Origin of the sequence: Micromonospora sp. CB01531, assembly GCF_001905095.1 — a bacterium.
In the GTDB taxonomy this organism is placed as follows: Bacteria; Actinomycetota; Actinomycetes; order Mycobacteriales; family Micromonosporaceae; genus Micromonospora.
In genome coordinates this window covers 1-16,769 of the sequence record NZ_LWLS01000111.1, presented here as the reverse complement: position 1 = coordinate 16,769, position 16,769 = coordinate 1, and the positions used below count along the sequence as shown (strand labels likewise).

The window sequence follows — 16,769 nt, the reverse complement described above, 5'->3', positions numbered from 1 at the left end:
CCCGCCGCGCTCGGGCGGACGACCGCCATCGGGCGGCAGCGGCGGCGAATCTCGTGAGGGGCGGAGCGGAGTGGGGCATTTCCGGTGCATGACGTGAGACCGTCTCCGGTGATGTTCGGGGGCCACGCGCGGCGCACTCGTCGCGTCCCGGCCGGACCCGTCGGGCGCCGACCCCTGACCCGGCTGACCGTGGTCAGCCTGGCCGGACACGTGGCCTTCGAGCTGGCAGCGGGTGTCGGCATGCCGCTCGCCTCGCTGATCGGGCCGTACGCCGCCGCGGGTTTCTGGACGCTCGTCACCGGCGGCGTCCTGGCCGCGACCGGTCGCGACGAGTCCGCTGACCCGTTGTTGGCCGCGGCGAACGGCTTCGGGCTCGCCGCCGTGTCGGCTCATCTGCGCGGTTGGCCAACTCGTCGCACCAGAGCCGGCCTGCCCTGGTTGGAGGACTGCGAGGGGCTGGGATCCGAGCTGATGCCCTTCTACAACCCGATCCTCTACACCTCGGCCGTCGCGGGTCTGCTCGCCGTGCTCCGGGAGAACCGGACCGCCCGGCTGCGCGTGCCGGCGGTCATGCTCGGACTCGTACCGGTGCTCGTCGCCTATCAGCACTGGGAGCACCGGCGGCTGCGCCGGCAGGCCCACACCCGCCCCGGGTGGTGGAACCGCCGGCTGCGGCACCTGCCCCAGGCAGCGTGACGCGGCCGACGCCTCGCGCCGCGGGATCGCCGACCGCGACCCCGCCGAGCTCATTCCTCGATCGCGCCGCCAACCGCACGCAGGTGGTCCCGGAAGGTCAGCGCCGTGTTCTCGGCCCGTGCGGCCAGGTAGCCCCCGAAACCCACCTGCGCCCGCAGCGGTTCGCCGCAGCGGATCCGCTCGGCCTGCCGCCGCTCCGTGTCCCGGATGGACTCCGCGAGGTCGAACAACTCCCGGGCCCGGATGGCCGGGATGAAGAGCACCCCGTCCTCGTCGGCCAGCGCGAGGTCGTCGGGGTCGACGCTCCACTCCCCCACCCGCGCCGACCTCAACGCCTCGGGCGGCCGCGCGGCGAGCCGTCGCGGTCCGGTGGGGGTGGCGCCCAGGCTGAACACCGGCAGCCCCACCGCCCGGATGTCGACGGTGTCGCGGTGCAGGCCCCAGACGACCAGGCCGGCCAGCCCGCCGGCCTGCGCCTCCAGCACCACCAGGTCGCCCACGCACGCCTCGTCGGTGCGTCCGCCGTTGTCCACCACCAGCACGTCGCCGGGCGCGGCCCGGTCGATCGCCTCCAGGAAGATGTCGACGCTGCCGACGTGCCGGGTCGGCAGCACCCGCCCGGCGGCCCGCCCACCGGCGACCACCGGTCCGACGCCGGGTGGGGCGCAGCGGACCGGCGCGGCGGCCCGCAGGCAGGCGTCGGCGACGTGGGCGGTGGTCAGCGCCGCGAAGCGGTCGCGCAATTCATCCGGGCCCATGTTCATGACCCGACGCTAATCACGCTCACCGGTCATGGGAGGGGCCAGTTTCCGGTCCGTGGCCTGCCGCCGCACCGGCCCGCCGCTCGCCTCGGGCCGGAGCTCTGGTCCGGGAGCTCATGTCCCCTCGTCCATGGGCCCGCCGCTCCAGCCGCAGGCGCCGCCGGGCGCGCGGGGTGTGCCGCCGGGGCCGGAGCATCCGCGCCCGGATCGGTGGGTGCAGCTCCGCCTCACCCGCGCCGGCGGCGGTCCGCACCATCCGGTTGGCGTCGTCCGGCTCGCATCCGGTGGCGCGCAGCAGCTCACTGGCCGCCGTACGGAGGTCGGTGATCACGCCGTCACCGTACGAGCGGACGCACTGGGCCCACGCCCGGCCGGCCAGTTGGGCGCTCTCCCGGGTCAGCTGGTGGGTGCGGTCCAGGTCCTCGCCGGAGCGGCCGGCGCGGCGCAGTGCCCGGGCGGCCTCTGCGAGCCGGGAGACGGCGTCGGGGAGCGCAGCCGGGATGGGCTCGTCATATTGCAGGGCGGTGGTGGAGCGACGGGCCACCGACCGGGCGTAGAGGATCAGCCGTTCCAGATGTGCCGCACCGTTGGCGTAGCGGTGGTACAGCGCGCGGCGGTGCCAGCGGGCCGGCGCGAGCGTGACCACCTCTCCGGCGCCAGTGAGCGCCTCGTTGAGCCGCCCGACGTCGGCGTCCAGCCCGCGCAGCCGCTCCAGCGCGCGGACCGCCGCGTCGGCGTCCCGGGTGGTCAGGGCGTGCGCCACCGCGTCGAGCTGCTCGGTGAGGACGGTGAAGATCGGCGCGGCGGCCCGGTCGAGCACCCGGATCGGATTGACCGGCAGCAGCAGGACGACCACCGCGAGGCCGACCAGGCCGCCGACGAGCGCGTCGAAGATGCGGGGCAGTTCGAGGCCGGAGCGGACCGGGGCCAGGGCGGAGATCAGGACCGCCGTACCGCCGGCCTGGCCGACCAGGGCGCCGCCCCGGCCGGCCACCAGCAGCGCCGTCGCGATCGCCAGCGTCACGACCAGCCCGAGCTGCCAGGACCCGGAGCCGAGCAGAAAGCGCAACAGGTCGCCGACGAGGATGCCGAGTCCCACCCCGACCAGCAGCTCGAAGGCCCGCCGGGCCCGCTGTCCGATGGCGGTGGCGATCGTGCCGACCGCGGCGGCCGGGGCGAAGACGTGCGCGCCGGGGCCGAGGAGGTACTGGGCGAGCAGGGCGGCGAGCGCGGCGGCGAGCCCGGCCTGCACGGAGATCACGGCGGTGACCTCCAGCTGACGCAGGCGTAGCCGGCCGGCCTGTCCGCCCTGGCTGCGGGCGCGGGTCACCGCTCGTTCGCCCCGCCCGGTCACCCGGTTCAGGGTGAGCGGACGGTGTCGGCGGTACGCCGCTTGTCGGCCATGGCGGCGGTCACCCGGCGCGACGCGGGTGAATCGTCCTGTTAGTGACGGTTGACCCGGTCGCCGCGTCCGGGTCGCGGTCAGCGGCGGAATGTGCGGTCGAGCAGGTCGAACAGGGCGGCCCAGTGCCGCTCGGTGGCCTGCTCGTCGTACTCGGAGGTGTCGGACTGGGTGTAGCCGTGGTGGGCGCCCGGGTACACCTCGGAGCGGTAGGCGACACCGGCGCGGTCCATAACCCGTTCCAGGACGGCGATCTGCTCGGCCGGCATCGACCGGTCCTGGTCGGCGTGGCCGAAGTACAGCTCGCCGGTGACCGCGCCGACGGCCAGGTGCGGGCTGTCCGGGGCGTCGGTGGCCAGCCGCCCGGCGTGGAAGACGGCCGCGGCGGCGATCCGGTCCGGGTGCGCCTCGATGGCTCGCAGCGCGTTCAGGCCGCCCATGCAGTAGCCGGTGATGGCGACCGGGCCGGGCGCGACGTCCGGCTGCGCGGCCAGGAAGTCCAGGTAGGCGGCGGTGTCCCGGGCGACGACGTCCGGGGTCAGGGAGCGGATCATCGGGCCGAGTTCCTCGAACAGCGCGCCGCGCCGGGACGGCTCGCGGAGCCCGGAGAGGTCGACCAGCGGCGCGCGACCGAAGCGGTGAAAGAGATTCGGCACCAGCACGACGTGACCGCGGGCGGCGATCGTCTCGGCCATCTCCGCCAGCCGCGGGCGCAGCCCGTACGCGTCCATGAAGACCAGAACGGCCGGGAACGGGCCGTCCCCGTCGGGCCGGACGAGATACGCGTCGGCCACTCCGTCGCCGGTCGGCACGTCCACGGTCGTCGTCTGCACGGTGCGCCTCCTCGCGTTGATCGTTCCGCGTGCACGCTACTCGCCAGGCTGCGGGCCCGCCCGTCGTGGGCGCGGCGCGCGGTGACGAGTCAGACTGGAGGCGACGAGGCGCCGGCGCGGCCGGGACGACGGAGGGTGTGCCCATGGCGGTGGATGTGGTGTCCGAGGTGGTGATCGGCCGCGCGGTCGCCGAGGTGGCCCGGTACGCGGGCGATCCGTCGAACGCGCCCGCGTGGTACGTGAACATCGCCTCGGTCGAGTGGTTGACGCCGCCGCCCGTGCGGGTCGGTTCCCGGGTCGCCTTCGTGGCGCACTTCCTCGGTAGGCGGCTCGCCTACACCTACGAGATCGTCGAGCTGGTCCCGGACGAGCGGCTCGTGATGCGGACCGCCGAGGGACCGTTCCCGATGGAGACCACCTACCGGTGGGAGCCGCACGGCGACGGCGCCACCCGGATGATCCTGCGCAATCGAGGCGAGCCCAGCGGCTTCGCGTCGGTCGCCGCTCCGGTCCTGGCCGCCGCGATGCGCCGGGCGAACCGGAAGGACCTGGCCATGCTGAAGGCTCGGCTGGAAGCCGCCCTCGGCTGACCGATCGCGATCAACCTGGGACGGAGCCGAGGGGCGGCGCGCCCGCGGGGTCGTAGGTCAGCATGGTCGATTCTGACCGCTCGTGGTCTTCCCGTGCCGGTGTGTCTGCGGCATGCTGGATCGATGGGAGAGGTGCTTCCGATGCCCAGCTTCGGTGACCTGTTCACCGACCTGCGCGGCGAGGACCGGACGCTGCGGATCAGCTACCACCCGGACCGCGGCGCCGTGGTGTTGTCCCTGTGGAGCGGCTCGCTCTGCCGCGGCTCGTTCCGGATGCCGGCCGACGACCTCGGGCGACTCCTGACCCTGCTCACCGACATGCGGAGCGCTGCCGCCCCCGACGCCACGGCCGGGGGTGACGCGACCGGTTCGGCACCGACCGCCGACGAGACCACGGCCGCCGTGCCGGCCCCCTCGGTGGAGCGTACCGGCGACGTCTCGGCGCACCGGGTGGCCCTGCCGATCCAGCCCGTGCCCCGGGTGGCCTGACTCCACACGTGCCCTGACCTCGAACGTGCGGAACCGTTACAAAACGGGGCAGCCATCCTCGCTTCCGCGGGCTACCGTCATGCTCAGGAATTCGGAAGGGAGGGACGATGCTTCCCGTCTCACCACACACCACCCGCCTTCGCCACCCCGCCTCGCGCGCCGCGCTCGGGATGGCCCTCCTCGTGACCGCCGGCGGCCTGGCCGTCACCGCCAGTCCGGCGTCGGCCGCCGCACCCACCCCCAGCACCGTCACCACCGTCACCACCGTCACGCTCGCCGCGAGCAGCCAGCCAGTCCTGCGGCAGGGCTCCAAGGGCGCGGCGGTCAGCACCCTGCAACGCCGGCTCACCGCGCTGCATTACGACGTCGGCGGGATCGACGGCGACTTCGGACCGTCGACGCACCACGCCGTCGTCGCCTTCCAGAAGGTGAACGGGCTGGCCCGGGACGGGATCGTCGGGCCGCGCACCTGGGCGGCGCTCGACCGCCCGGTCGTCCCCAAGCCGAAGTACACGCACTCCGGCTATTCGCTGGAGGCCAACCTGACCCGGCAGGTGCTGTACCTTGCGCGCGGGGGGTCAGTGGTACGGATCCTGGACGCCTCCAGCGGAAAGTCCAGCACCCCCACCCCCACCGGCAACTACAAGATCGAGCGGCGCATCGACGGCTGGCGGCAGAGCGACCTCGGCCTGCTGTGGCGGCCGAACTACTTCTACCGCGGCTACGCGGTGCACGGCGCCACCTCCGTGCCCACCTACCCGGCCAGCCATGGCTGCGTCCGGGTGCCCATCCCCGCCATGAACCGGCTCTGGTCGGTCATCGGGGTCGGCGTTCCCGTGCACATCTACCGCTGACGCGCGACCCGGCCGGCGGCCCGCCGGATCATCTGATGGGCCGCCGGCTCGGGACGGTGCGGACGACCCGGCGCCGATAGCATCGCCGGGATGTCGATCCGGCCGACCATCTTCCGGCTGCTCATGCTGGTGTCGGCGGCGTTGTTCCTGGCGGTGGCGCTGACAATCCGGGCCCTTGCCGACGGCCGCCTCGAGCAGTACTCGGGCACCGCCCTGTACGCGTCGCTGGTGTACGCCGGGGTGCTCTTCCTGGGGCCGCGCCTGCGCCCGGTGCCGGCCGGGGCCATCGCGGTGGGCTTCTGCTGGGCGATGGAGTGTTTCCAGCTCAGCGGCGTGCCGGCCGCGCTGTCGGCGCGTAGCCTGCTGGCCCGGCTGGTGCTGGGCGTCCAGTTCGATCCGGTGGACCTGCTCTGGTATCCGGTCGGCGTGGTGCCGCTGGTCGTGCTGCACCGGCTGCTGCCGTTTGAGTCGGCGGTGGCGGGGAAGACGCGGGCATCCGTCCGAGAGAAGGGCCCTGATGATGGACGACAACCAGTTCATCGGCCTGGTGGCGAAGCGCACCGGGACGTCGTCGCAGCAGGCGACCGCCCTCGTCCGGGCCACGCTGACGACCCTGGCGGAGCGGATCGACGGCGGCGAGGGGCGTGATCTGGCCGGTCAGCTTCCCGAGGGTCTGCGGCCGTACGCCTTCGCCCCGACCGAGACCGCCGAGCGGTTCGGTCTCGACGTGTTCCTGCAGCGGGTCAGCGGGCGCGCCGAGGTCGACCCGGAGCGGGCGAAGGACGGGGCGACGGCAGTGTTCGACGCCCTCCGCCAGGCCCTCCCACCCGAGGCGTATGACGACGTGGTGTCCCAGCTCCCGGCGGAGTTCGGCGAGGTCGCCGACCTGACCGCGCCCTTCGTGCAGCGCACCCGCTGAGCGGGCCGCTCGGGTCGGGAGGCCGCGATGACCGCCAACTGGGACGAGCAGGCTGACGCGCTGCGCCGGCCGCCGGAGGTCGACGCGCAGGAGCAGCAGCAGGACGAGACCGTGGTCGGTCCGCCGGACGCGGTCTCCGACGCCGTGCCGGAGGCGTCCGAGGCGGACTTGGCGGAGCAGGGCGTCCTGCGTCCGCCGAGTGACCAGACCGACCTGGCCGGCGCCGTCCGCGGCGATGTCAGCCCGGCGGACGCCGTGGAACAGAACCAGGAGATACCGGTACCTGACGAGGACCGCCGGGACTGAGAGCTCCGGGGCGGCGGGCGGTCCACCCAGGGCCGCCACCGGACCTCGCCAGCACCTGCGGGAGCTCAGCTCGCCCGGTCGGGCAGGACGGGCACCCGGCGGGCTCAGCGGTCCGGGCTGTCGGCGGCGGCCATGATGCGCAACGCGTTCGCGTCCAGGCCGATCCGGATCGGCGTCTCGCCGTACAGCTCGCCGTCGACCTCGACCGGCGCGGGCCGGTCGGTCTCCAGCCACAGCTGGCGCACGGCGAGGAACGGCTCGTCGCCGAGCGTGCGGCGGTGCCCGGTGGCGGCGTTGCGGGCGGTGTCGCGCAGCAGCCCGCGGCGCGTCGACCCCCCGACGGGGTACGCCACCAGCAGCCGGTCGTCGGCGTTGGCGTCGGCGGTGATAGGCCGGCCGGCCTGGTGGCCGCCGTTGGCCACGTACAACTGGTGGGTGACGAACTCGTGCGTACGCGCCTCGGCGCGCACGGTCACCCGCAGCGGCCGGTGCCGGGTGAGCAGCGCCAGGGCGGTGAGCGGGTACGCGAGTCGGCCGGTGGCCCGTTTGAGCCGCGGCGGCGTCCGGAGCATCACGTCGGCGGACAGGCCGATGCCGACATGGTTGGTGAACCGCATGTTCCCGACCAGGCCGAGGTCGACGTCGATCACCTTGCCGGCGGTGAGGATCCCGACCGCGGCGTCGAGGTCGAGCGGGATACCGACGGTGCGGGCGAAGTTGTTGGTGGTGCCGAGCGGCAGCAGGCCGAGCGCGATGTCGCGGTGGGCGAGCAGCCGGGCGGCGGTGCCGATGGTGCCGTCACCGCCGCCGGCGACCAGCAGGTCCGGCCCCAGGTCGGCGGCCGCGGCGAGGCGCTGTTCGAGCTCGCCGGGCCGCTCGACCGGGTATGTGCCGAGCAGGGTGAACCCGGCCGCCACCAGCCGCGATCGGGCCCCCTCGTAGAGCTGGCGGCCCCGGCGGGAGTGGGCGTTGACGACGAGCACCGCCCGCCGCTCCCGCCGGATCGCCGCCCCCAGCTCCTGCTTGGTCCGCATGAGGCCCGACCCTATCCGGCGGGCGCCGGTCGGGGCGGGCAACGACGGGCCGGTGGGCCGCCGGTCAGTGCGCGGCCACAGCGACCACGGCCGGCTCGACCTCGGCCAGCCGCGCGGGCCGGACCACGACGAGCAGGACGGCCATCGCCGCAACCATGCCGCCGGCGACCACCACGGCCATCGCCACGCTGCCGGTGCCGAGTACGCCGACGAGCGGCGCGGCCAACGCGCCGACGCCGAACTGCACCGCGCCGAGCAGCGCGGCGGCGGTGCCGGCGGCCTCGCCGTGGCGGGACAGCGCCAGGGCGGGCGCGTTCGGCATGGCGAGCCCGGCCGCGGCGAGCACCACCCACAGCGAGGCGAGGATGGCGGCGAGGCCACCGAAGCCGGTGGCGGCGACGGCGAGCAGCACGAGTCCGGCCGCCGTGCCCACGCCGAGCGCGGTGACGAGGATCCGCTGCGGCGAGTACCGGCGCAGCAGCCGCACGTTGAGTTGGGTGGCCGTGATCAGGCCGACCGCGCCGGCACCGAAGGCGATCCCGAACTGCTGCTCGTCCAGCCCGTACTGCTGCTGGAAGACGAACGACGACCCGGCCACGTACGCGAAGAGCGCCGCCATGGCGAGCCCGGCGACCAGCACGAGGCCGACGAACGTCCGGTCGCGCAGCAGCGCGAGGTAGTCCCGCCCGGTGGCGGCCAGCCCGCCGCGGCGGCGCCGCTCGGGCGGCAGGGTTTCGGCGAGCCCGAACGCCGCGACCGTGACCAGCAGGACGCCGAAGACGGCGAGGGCCACGAACACGCCCCGCCAGTCCGACCAGCGCAGCAGCCCGCTGCCGAGCGTGGGGGCCAGGATCGGGGCCACGCCCATGACCAGCATCAGGCGGGAGAAGAGCCGGGCGAAGGCGGCGCCGCTGAACAGGTCGCGGACCACCGCCATCGCCACCACGGAGCTGGCCGCTACGCCGAGCCCTTGCAGTACGCGCAGGGTGCCGACGATCCCGATGTTCGGCGCGATCGCGCACAGCATGGACGCCACGATGTGCAGCGCGATGCCGGCGAGCAGCGGCTTGCGTCGGCCGACCGCGTCGGACAGCGGGCCGATGAGCAGCTGGCCGAGGGCGAGGCCGGCGAGGGTGCCGGTCAGGGTCAGCTGGACGGCCGCCGACGTGGTGTGCAGGTCGGTGGTGATGGCCGGCAGCGCGGGCAGGTACATGTCGATGGTCAGCGGCCCGATGGCGATCAACGAGCCGAGGACGAGGACGAGCCGCAGCCGTTGCCGGGTGCTCATCAGGTCACCGGAAAGCTGGGTTGGCGTGGATGTCTCGATGGTGTCGACGGTCGCGGTCACGGGGCCACGTCCGTCCGGACGCGGGCGGAGAACTGTGCGGCGGTCACACCTGCCACCAAATCACTGGACCGCTGATCTCATTCCCGCTCGCGACGAAGGTGCCTCAGGTCACACGTGCCGCGAACGGCCGCGCCGATCGTTGAACCGGTACGACGTGAGCCAGCAGTGGAGGACAGGACAGGTGCCGGACTACCCGAAGGCGATCACCCCGGTGGACCACATCGAGCCCGTGCCGCGCCGGGTCCGCGCGTTCCTCGCCGCCGAGCCGGTGCTGGACACCACGCGGGCCCGGTACGTCTGGGAGTGGCCGTTCTACCCGCAGTACTACATCCCGAGCGCGGACGTGAACCGTGACCTGCTGGTCGACGAGCAGCGTACGGACCCGTCGCGGCGGGGCACCGGGCGGTTGCACGGGTTGCGGGTCGGCGAGACCACTCGTGGTTCGTGCGCCCGGTGGCACGGGGACGACGCGCTGCCCGGGCTGGCGGACACGATCCGGTTCGACTGGGCGGCGCTCGACGGCTGGTTCGAGGAGGACGAGGAGGTGTTCGTCCATCCGCGTAACCCGTACGCGCGGGTGGACGCGGTGCGGTCCTCGCGCAGCGTGCGGGTGGAACTCGACGGCACAGTGCTGGCCGAGTCGACGTCGCCGGTGCTGGTCTTCGAGACCGGCCTGCCGACCCGCTACTACCTGAATCGCACCGACGTGAACTTCCACCGCCTCGTGCCGTCGGAGACCACGACCTCCTGCCCGTACAAGGGTCGGACCAGCGACTACTGGTCGGTCCGCGGCGACGGCACGGCGCACCCAGACCTGGCCTGGTCGTACCGCTTTCCGACTGGGGCGCTGCTGCCGATCGCCGGCCTGGTCGCGTTCTACAACGAGAAGGTCGACCTGATCGTCGGCGGGGAGCGGCTGGCCCGGCCCAGGACGCACTTCTCCTGAGCGGGCCCGGGCAGAATCCGGTGTCGCGGCATCGCGCGTGGGCGCATGCTTGGCGACATGGTCGATGGCACTCCGACGTGGCGCAGCCCGTCCCTGGCCCGGGCCGTCGCGGAGCTCGAGGCGGAACTTGAGCTGGCCTGGGCGTGCCTGCTCGCCGAGCTGGACGTCGCCCCGGGTACGCCGGAGGAGACGGCGCTGGGCTGGCTCGTGGCGGACGGTCCAGACGAGCACGACTGGCGGGTGGTGGACGCGGCCCTCGACCGTCTGACGTGCCCGCTCTGCGGATCCACGCTCACCCACGGTCCGGTCACCTGTCACCGGTGCGCCTACTACCACGGCATGCGCTTCGCGGCGCGGGAGACGGACCGGCCGAACGTGTCGCCCGGCAACGAGCATGCGATCCGCGTCTCCTTCGCCGTGGCCCGTCACCGTGCGCGCTACTCGCCCCGGGCCCGGGTCGGCTACGAGCTGAGCCTGCCCGGCCTCGTGGCCGGTGAGCTGCCCACCACGGCGCAGGCGCAGGCAGCCAAGGCGTTGATCAACAAGTTGACGCCCGGGGAGTGCGACGAGGTCGTCACCCTCGCCGAGGTGGAGGCGCTCGCGCGTACCCGGTGACGCGTCGGTGGAGCGGCAATCCCATGGCTGGCAACTTTCTTCATCTTGCCGTCATGAGGTGGAAAACGTTGACAGCGCTCCGCGGGCCCCGTGATACTCGGTCGCCGGGCGTGCGGTCAGCGCCCGGGCCGGGCTCAACCTGCTCGGCGACGGGCTCCGCAACGCCCTCGACCCGAGAAGTGGACGCAACGCATGACGGATCGCCTGGGTGACCTGCTGACCGAGCAGGTCGACGATCGGTACGCCGGCCTCGACACCGCCTCGGTCGCACAGTTGGCGGTGGTCATGAACGACGCGGACGCGACCGTGCCCGGCGCCGTGCGGGCCGCGCTGCCGCAGATCGTGCCGGCCATCGAAGGGATCGCCGACCGGCTGGCGGCCGGCGGACGGCTGCTCTACGTCGGGGCGGGCACCGCCGGCCGGCTGGGGGTGCTCGACGCATCGGAGTGTCCGCCGACGTTCAGCACCCCACCGGAGCTGGTGCGCGCCGTCATCGCCGGCGGCACCCCGGCGCTGTTCGCGGCGCAGGAGGGCGTGGAGGACGACGAGGCCGCCGGCGCGGAGGCGATCGCCGAATGCGCGATCACGGCCACCGACGCGGTCGTCGGGATCTCGGCGAGCGGCCGCACCCCGTACGTCCTGGCGGCGGTGCGGGCCGCCAGGCAGCGGGACGCACTGACCGTCGGCCTGTCGTGTAACGCCGACACCCCGTTGAGCGCCGCCGCCGATCACGGGATCGAGGTGCTCGTCGGCCCCGAGGTGCTGGCCGGCTCGACCCGGTTGAAGGCCGGCACCGCGCAGAAGCTGGTGCTCAACATGATCTCGACGGTCTCGATGATCAGGTTGGGCAAGACGTACGACAACCTCATGGTCGACCTGCGGGTGACCAACGCCAAGCTCCGTGACCGGGCGGTGCGCATCATCCGGCGGGTGACCGGGGCACCCCACGCCGAGGCGGAGGCGGCGCTCGACCGCGCCAACCTGGACGTCAAGACCGCGATCCTGATGCTCGACGGCCCTGCCAACGAGGCGGACCCCCGCCAGCGGCTGGCCGCCAGCGGCGGCCGGCTACGGAAGGCGCTGGAGGCGAGCCCGTGAAGGTGCTCGGCCTGATCTCCGGCACCTCCCACGACGGCATCGACGTCGCGGTCGTCGACTTCGCGCTGCGCGGCGGGGTGCTGCACGGCACGGTCGGGTACGCCGGCAGTGCGCCCTACCCGGAGGAGCTGCGCGCCCGGCTGATGCGGGCCTTGCCACCCGCAGCGCTGACCTTCGCCGAGGCCTGCGAGCTGGACACCCTTATCGGTCAGGCGTTCGCCGAGGTGGCGGCCGACGCGGCCGGGCGGGCCGGCGGGGTGGACCTGATCTGCTCGCACGGGCAGACCGTCTACCACTGGGTGCAGGGGCGCCAGGTGCGGGGCACCCTGCAGATCGGGCAGCCGGCCTGGATCGCCGAGCGCACCGGCGTCCCGGTGGTCGCCGACGTACGGGTGCGGGATGTGGTCGCCGGGGGCCAGGGCGCACCGCTGGTGTCCATGATGGACGTCCTGCTGCTGTCCGGCCTGCCGGGCCGGCCGGCCGCGCTCAACCTGGGCGGCATCGCCAACCTGACCGTGCTGCGGCCGCCCGGTGGCGGCGGCCCGGTGGCCTACGACACCGGGCCGGCCAACGCGCTGATCGACGCCGCCGCGGTGCGGGCCAGCGACGGCCGGCTGCGGTACGACGCGGACGGCCGTCTCGCCGCCGCCGGCCGGGTGCACGCCGCCCTGCTGGCGGAGCTGCTCGCCGAGCCGTACTACCGGCTCGAGGCGCCGAAGACCACCGGCAAGGAGCTGTTCCACGCCGCATACCTGGAGTCGGCGCTGCGGGCGCACCCGGATCTGCCGGACGCGGACGTCGCCGCCACGCTGACCGCGCTCACCGCGCAGACCGTCGCCGACCAGGCACGCCGGCACGACGTCGACACCCTCGTCGCCTCGGGCGGAGGCTGCGCCAATCCGACCCTGATGGGCATGCTGCGGGAGCGCCTGCCCGGGGTGCGGGTCACCGCCGCCGACGAGTTCGGCGCGCCGGCCGACGCCAAGGAGGCGATCGCCTTCGCGCTGCTCGGCTGGCACACCGCGCACGGTCTGCCCGCCACCGTGCCGTCGTGCACCGGCGCGACCGGGGCCCGGGTGCTCGGCGCCATCGTGCCCGGCGCCGGCCCGCTGCGGCTGCCCGAGCCGCTGGCCACGGCGCCCACCGCGCTGCGGCTGATCGGACCCGTGGGAGCAGCCGCAACCGGCAGCCGCTGAGCCATGGTGACAGCGCGCCGGACGGTGGCGCGGCCGCGGTGCGCCTCGGCCTGAAGAAGCTGGTCGCGGGCGGCGTCGAGTCGGCCCTCCGGCGGCGCGCCGTTGGGAGTACTCTCCCGGCGGAGAGGAACGCGATGATCAGTCGTCGAAAGTTGATCGCCACCGGTCTGGGTGTCACGGCCGGCCTGGTGACGGCGGGTTGCAACCAGAAGTCGTCGTCGTCCGGTGCGGCGTGGTCGCAGCCCGGTGCGGCCGCGGCGAACACGCCGGCGGACGAGGTTCGGGTGACCGTCACGCCGGCCGCCGATGCCGCCAAGGTATCACCGCTCGAGCAGGTCGTCGTGGCACCCGAGGGCGGCACGCTCAAGGACGTCTCGGTGGCCACGGGTGGCAAGACCGTCGCTGGCAAGCTGGGCGACGACCAGACCTGGCGGTCGACGGGCAAGCTGGCCTATGGCAAGACCTACACGGTCACCGTGTCGGTGGCCGACCCGGCCGGCGCGCTGACCGAGCACCGGAGCAGCTTCAGCACCCTCAAGCCGTCCGGGGTCGCTTCCGCCACGTTCCAGGCCAGCGCGCTGGCCGCCCTCCAGGCCGGCGGCACGTACGGGGTTGGTCAGCCGGTCATGGTGCACTTCAGCAGGCCGGTGAAGAACCGCGCCGAGGCTGAGAAGGCTATGGTGGTGCAGACTACGCCGGCCGTCGAGGGACGGTGGCGCTGGATCGACGGCCGCAACGCGCACTGGCGGCCGGCGAAGTACTGGACGCCCGGCACGAAGATCTCGGTGAAGGTCAACCTCTTCGGCCAGGACCTCGGCCAGGGTGTCTACGGCGGCTCCAACGTCAGCACGAACTTCACCATCGGCCCGTCCCGCATCGCCATCGCCGACGCCAAGAACCACCGGATGAAGGTCTACCTCGACGGCAAGATGGTGCGGGACATCCCGATCAGCATGGGCAAGGGCGGCACCACCACGGGCGCGAACGGGGAGACCATCAGCTACTGGACGCGGTCCGGCCCGCACGTGGTGATGACCCGCGAGCCCTCGCACCGGATGACCTCGGCCAGCTACGGGGTCACCGACCCCAAGAACCCCGACTACTACGACGAGGTCATCCAGCTCTGCCTGCGGATCTCCTACTCCGGCGAGTTCGTCCACATGGCGGACTGGAACATCGGCGCCCAGGGCAACCAGAACACCTCGCACGGCTGCATCAACGTCGGGCCGGCCCACGCCCGCTGGTTCTACGACACGTTCCGGCTCGGTGACGTGGTCGACGTGCGTAACACCCCACGAGCGATGGCGCTCACCGACGGGGTGGGCGACTGGACCATCCCGTGGGACAAATGGTGACCAGCGGGGCAAGCGGTCAGAGGGCGCAGCAGAGCGACCGGTTCGGCGACCCGGCCTCGGCTGGTCACGAGGCCGGTGGCTGTGGAGGTAGTTCGCTACTCATGCACGTCGGCTGAACGTGGCCACCCAATTGACCTCCCAGCTCTCGCCCCCGTCGACGGAGAACGCCTGCTCCCAGCGGGGGTGCGCGGTGTCGACCTGGGACCACTGGTAGCGCACCCGGATCGGGGTCCCCTGCCAGGTGTCGTCGCACTCGAAGGTGCCGATCTCGTCGTCGAACCGGCCGACGACCGGCACGTCCAGTTGGCCGCCGCTGGCCTTGGAAGCCCACCAGATCCGCCACACCCGCTCCTGCGGGCTGTACAACCGCAGGGTGACGCCCTCCAGATCGCGCTCCGGCGCGCGGAGCACGTCGAAGACGCCGGTGCCGTCGAGCAACACCTGGCAGTCCAGGGTCGCGTCGAACTCGTACCACTCGTCGCACCCCGCCAGCACCTTGACCAGTCGGCGTTGGCGGCTGTCCCACTGGCCGGCCAGAAAGTCGAAATCGGTGTTCGTCATGCCGGGCAGGCTAGGCGGGCACCACTGACACGGTGTGTCAGTGGATTGGCTGGGCCGTGCCGACCGCCGAGGCGGGCGCCCGGGGTCCGGTCGACCCGGCCGGATACCGTACCGGCGGCGCGGGGTCGCCCCGCGCCTGCCGTCGAGCGGTGAGGAGGGCCGGATGCGGCTGCACGTCGGGTGCGCGATGTGGACGCACAAGTCCTGGCAGGGACGCTTTCTGGCGCACCCGCTGCCGGCGAACGAGCGGCTGCGGGCGTACGCCGGCTGGTGCACCGCGGTCGAGGGGAACACCACCTTCTACGCGACGCCGACGCGGGAGACGGTGGCGTCGTGGGCGCGGCAGACCGACCCTGATTTCCGGTTCGTGCTCAAGCTGCCGAAGGCCGTCACGCACGAACGCCGACTCACGGGCGCCGAGGACGAGCTGCGGGTCTTCCTGGACGCGATCGAACCCCTCGGCCCGCGGGCCCACGCCCTGTGGATCCAGCTGCCGGGCTCGTTCGGCCCCGCCGACGTACCCGCGCTCGCCCGCTTCCTGCGCGGGCTGCCCACCGCCCACCGGTACGCCGTGGAGGTCCGCCACCCCGCGTTCTTCGACGACCCCCGAGCGGTGCGCACGCTCGAGGAGACGCTCGACCGCGTCGGCGCGGAGTGGATTCCCTTCGATACCACCGCCTTCTTCCGTACCCCACCGACCAGTGACGCGGAACGGGAGGCGTGGACCCGCAAGCCGCGTACCCCGCTGCGCACCACGGCGTTGACCGATCGGCCGATCGTCCGGTACCTGGGCCGGGACGACCCCGCGCGGACGGTCGAGGGCTGGCGACCGTGGCTCGACGTGGTGACCCGCTGGCTGCGCGAGGACCGCTCGCCGACCGTGTTCGTGCACACGCCGGACAACGCCGACGCGCCCGACCTCGCCCGCCAGTTCCACGACGAGGTCCGGGCCCGTCTGCCCGAGCTCGAGCCGCTGCCCGAGCCGGCGCCGGTCGGGCCGTCGACGCTGTTCTGACCAGCCGAAAATCGGGTGACCGCGGGCCGTGGACCCGGTTAGCTTCCCCGGCATGCAACCACTCGATGAGAAGGACATCCGGCGGTCCTTCGTCAACTGCAGCAAGGGCGAGGCGAGCCGGATCCGGATGCCCGCGGGCTTCGCGGAGGGCACTCTTCCCTGGGCCGATCTGGACTTCCTCGGCTGGACGGACCCGGGCGCCCCGCTGCGGGCGCTGCTGGTCCTGCCGGGCGAGGACGGGCCGACGGGCGTGGTGCTCCGGCGGCCCGAGGCGTACAAGTCGAGCACTCTGCGGTCGAGCATGTGCCGGATCTGCCTGACCGATCACACGGCGTCGGGGGTGGCGTTGTTCGTCGCGCCCCTGGCCGGGGCGGCCGGGCGGAACGGCAACACGATCGGTGAATACCTGTGCGCCGACCTGGCCTGCTCGCTCTATCTGCGGGGCAAGCGGCAGCCGAAGATGCGGCTGGTCCGCCGGGAGGAGACGCTGACCCTGCAGGAGCGGATCGATCGAGCGATGGTCAACCTGGCCGCCTTCACCAACCGGGTCGTCGCGGGTTGACCCCCGCTCAGGCACGGCGGAACGTGCGGTTGACCCGGCAGCGGGAGGAGACGGTCAACTGATGACGCAGGCAACGAGTGGCGGCACAAGACGTGGCCCCGCCGGCCGATCAAGCACCTCGGCGGGAGTGCCGCTCTCGGCGATCCTGCTCGCCTTAGCTTTTCGTTTAACCCGTGTGTTGTTTACGTG

The 16,769-nt window shown here is 73.2% G+C and carries 20 protein-coding genes; 14 read left to right on the top strand and 6 right to left on the bottom strand.

Annotation, left to right across the window (positions count from 1 at the left end):
- The first annotated feature begins 93 nt into the window (after positions 1–93).
- On the top strand, positions 94–696 hold the full coding sequence (locus tag A6A27_RS33840; protein WP_143194306.1) for a hypothetical protein: 603 nt from the start codon (positions 94–96) through the stop codon (positions 694–696).
- 50 nt (positions 697–746) lie between these two features.
- On the opposite strand, the gene A6A27_RS33835 is transcribed toward A6A27_RS33840, so the two are convergent.
- The 3 genes from A6A27_RS33835 to A6A27_RS33825 all read right to left on the bottom strand — a co-directional run bounded on the left by A6A27_RS33835 (position 747) and on the right by A6A27_RS33825 (position 3,692).
- Complete coding sequence (locus A6A27_RS33835) at positions 747–1,460, bottom strand: RraA family protein (RefSeq protein WP_073838729.1); 714 nt, start codon at positions 1,458–1,460, stop codon at positions 747–749.
- 19 nt (positions 1,461–1,479) lie between these two features.
- Positions 1,480–2,811: an FUSC family protein gene (locus tag A6A27_RS33830; protein ID WP_241825586.1), complete on the bottom strand. Its 1,332-nt coding sequence runs from the start codon at positions 2,809–2,811 to the stop codon at positions 1,480–1,482.
- A 128-nt stretch (positions 2,812–2,939) separates the two neighbouring features.
- Positions 2,940–3,692, bottom strand: coding sequence for a dienelactone hydrolase family protein (locus A6A27_RS33825; RefSeq protein WP_073838728.1), 753 nt, complete (start codon positions 3,690–3,692; stop codon positions 2,940–2,942).
- 143 nt (positions 3,693–3,835) lie between these two features.
- Between A6A27_RS33825 and A6A27_RS33820 the strand changes: the two genes are divergently transcribed.
- The 6 genes from A6A27_RS33820 (at position 3,836) to A6A27_RS33795 (ending at position 6,850) form a co-directional block, all read left to right on the top strand.
- The gene (locus A6A27_RS33820) at positions 3,836–4,282 is read left to right on the top strand and encodes an SRPBCC family protein (protein WP_073838727.1); all 447 of its coding nucleotides are present in this window, start codon (positions 3,836–3,838) and stop codon (positions 4,280–4,282) included.
- Positions 4,283–4,405: 123 nt separating this feature from the next.
- Positions 4,406–4,771, top strand: coding sequence for a hypothetical protein (locus tag A6A27_RS33815; RefSeq protein ID WP_073838726.1), 366 nt, complete (start codon positions 4,406–4,408; stop codon positions 4,769–4,771).
- A 107-nt stretch (positions 4,772–4,878) separates the two neighbouring features.
- Positions 4,879–5,625 carry a L,D-transpeptidase family protein gene (locus A6A27_RS33810; RefSeq protein ID WP_073838725.1) on the top strand — a complete coding sequence of 249 codons (747 nt, stop codon included), beginning with the start codon at positions 4,879–4,881 and terminating at the stop codon, positions 5,623–5,625.
- A 90-nt stretch (positions 5,626–5,715) separates the two neighbouring features.
- A complete protein-coding gene (locus A6A27_RS46460; protein WP_073838724.1) occupies positions 5,716–6,273 on the top strand; it encodes a ribosomal maturation YjgA family protein in 558 nt (185 codons plus the stop codon).
- A complete protein-coding gene (locus A6A27_RS33800; RefSeq protein ID WP_241825585.1) occupies positions 6,173–6,544 on the top strand; it encodes a DUF2267 domain-containing protein in 372 nt (123 codons plus the stop codon). The genes A6A27_RS46460 and A6A27_RS33800 overlap by 101 nt, the downstream gene beginning before the upstream one ends.
- A 27-nt stretch (positions 6,545–6,571) precedes the next feature.
- Positions 6,572–6,850, top strand: coding sequence for a hypothetical protein (locus tag A6A27_RS33795; protein WP_073838722.1), 279 nt, complete (start codon positions 6,572–6,574; stop codon positions 6,848–6,850).
- Between the two features lie 104 nt (positions 6,851–6,954).
- Here A6A27_RS33795 and A6A27_RS33790 read toward each other — a convergent pair whose 3' ends face one another.
- Positions 6,955–7,884, bottom strand: coding sequence for a diacylglycerol/lipid kinase family protein (locus A6A27_RS33790; RefSeq protein ID WP_073838721.1), 930 nt, complete (start codon positions 7,882–7,884; stop codon positions 6,955–6,957).
- Between the two features lie 64 nt (positions 7,885–7,948).
- Entirely contained in the window at positions 7,949–9,172 is a 1,224-nt protein-coding gene (locus tag A6A27_RS33785; protein WP_073838749.1) for a multidrug effflux MFS transporter, read from the bottom strand.
- A 241-nt stretch (positions 9,173–9,413) separates the two neighbouring features.
- Here A6A27_RS33785 and A6A27_RS33780 point away from each other — a divergent pair, with 241 nt between their 5' ends.
- The 5 genes from A6A27_RS33780 to A6A27_RS33760 all read left to right on the top strand — a co-directional run bounded on the left by A6A27_RS33780 (position 9,414) and on the right by A6A27_RS33760 (position 14,442).
- Entirely contained in the window at positions 9,414–10,178 is a 765-nt protein-coding gene (locus A6A27_RS33780; RefSeq protein WP_073838720.1) for a DUF427 domain-containing protein, read from the top strand.
- A gap of 57 nt (positions 10,179–10,235) precedes the next feature.
- On the top strand, positions 10,236–10,793 hold the full coding sequence (locus A6A27_RS33775) for a hypothetical protein (protein ID WP_073838748.1): 558 nt from the start codon (positions 10,236–10,238) through the stop codon (positions 10,791–10,793).
- A gap of 192 nt (positions 10,794–10,985) precedes the next feature.
- The gene (gene murQ, locus A6A27_RS33770; RefSeq protein WP_073838719.1) at positions 10,986–11,891 is read left to right on the top strand and encodes an N-acetylmuramic acid 6-phosphate etherase; all 906 of its coding nucleotides are present in this window, start codon (positions 10,986–10,988) and stop codon (positions 11,889–11,891) included.
- Complete coding sequence (locus A6A27_RS33765) at positions 11,888–13,087, top strand: anhydro-N-acetylmuramic acid kinase (protein WP_073838718.1); 1,200 nt, start codon at positions 11,888–11,890, stop codon at positions 13,085–13,087. The genes murQ and A6A27_RS33765 overlap by 4 nt, the downstream gene beginning before the upstream one ends.
- A gap of 134 nt (positions 13,088–13,221) precedes the next feature.
- Positions 13,222–14,442: a L,D-transpeptidase gene (locus A6A27_RS33760; RefSeq protein ID WP_073838717.1), complete on the top strand. Its 1,221-nt coding sequence runs from the start codon at positions 13,222–13,224 to the stop codon at positions 14,440–14,442.
- Between the two features lie 99 nt (positions 14,443–14,541).
- Here A6A27_RS33760 and A6A27_RS33755 read toward each other — a convergent pair whose 3' ends face one another.
- Positions 14,542–15,003 carry a hypothetical protein gene (locus A6A27_RS33755; protein ID WP_073838716.1) on the bottom strand — a complete coding sequence of 154 codons (462 nt, stop codon included), beginning with the start codon at positions 15,001–15,003 and terminating at the stop codon, positions 14,542–14,544.
- 187 nt (positions 15,004–15,190) lie between these two features.
- Between A6A27_RS33755 and A6A27_RS33750 the strand changes: the two genes are divergently transcribed.
- Together A6A27_RS33750 and A6A27_RS33745 are read left to right on the top strand one after the other, a co-directional pair.
- The gene (locus A6A27_RS33750; protein ID WP_198940561.1) at positions 15,191–16,018 is read left to right on the top strand and encodes a DUF72 domain-containing protein; all 828 of its coding nucleotides are present in this window, start codon (positions 15,191–15,193) and stop codon (positions 16,016–16,018) included.
- A gap of 52 nt (positions 16,019–16,070) precedes the next feature.
- Complete coding sequence (locus A6A27_RS33745) at positions 16,071–16,580, top strand: FBP domain-containing protein (protein ID WP_073838714.1); 510 nt, start codon at positions 16,071–16,073, stop codon at positions 16,578–16,580.
- Positions 16,581–16,769 lie beyond the last annotated feature (189 nt).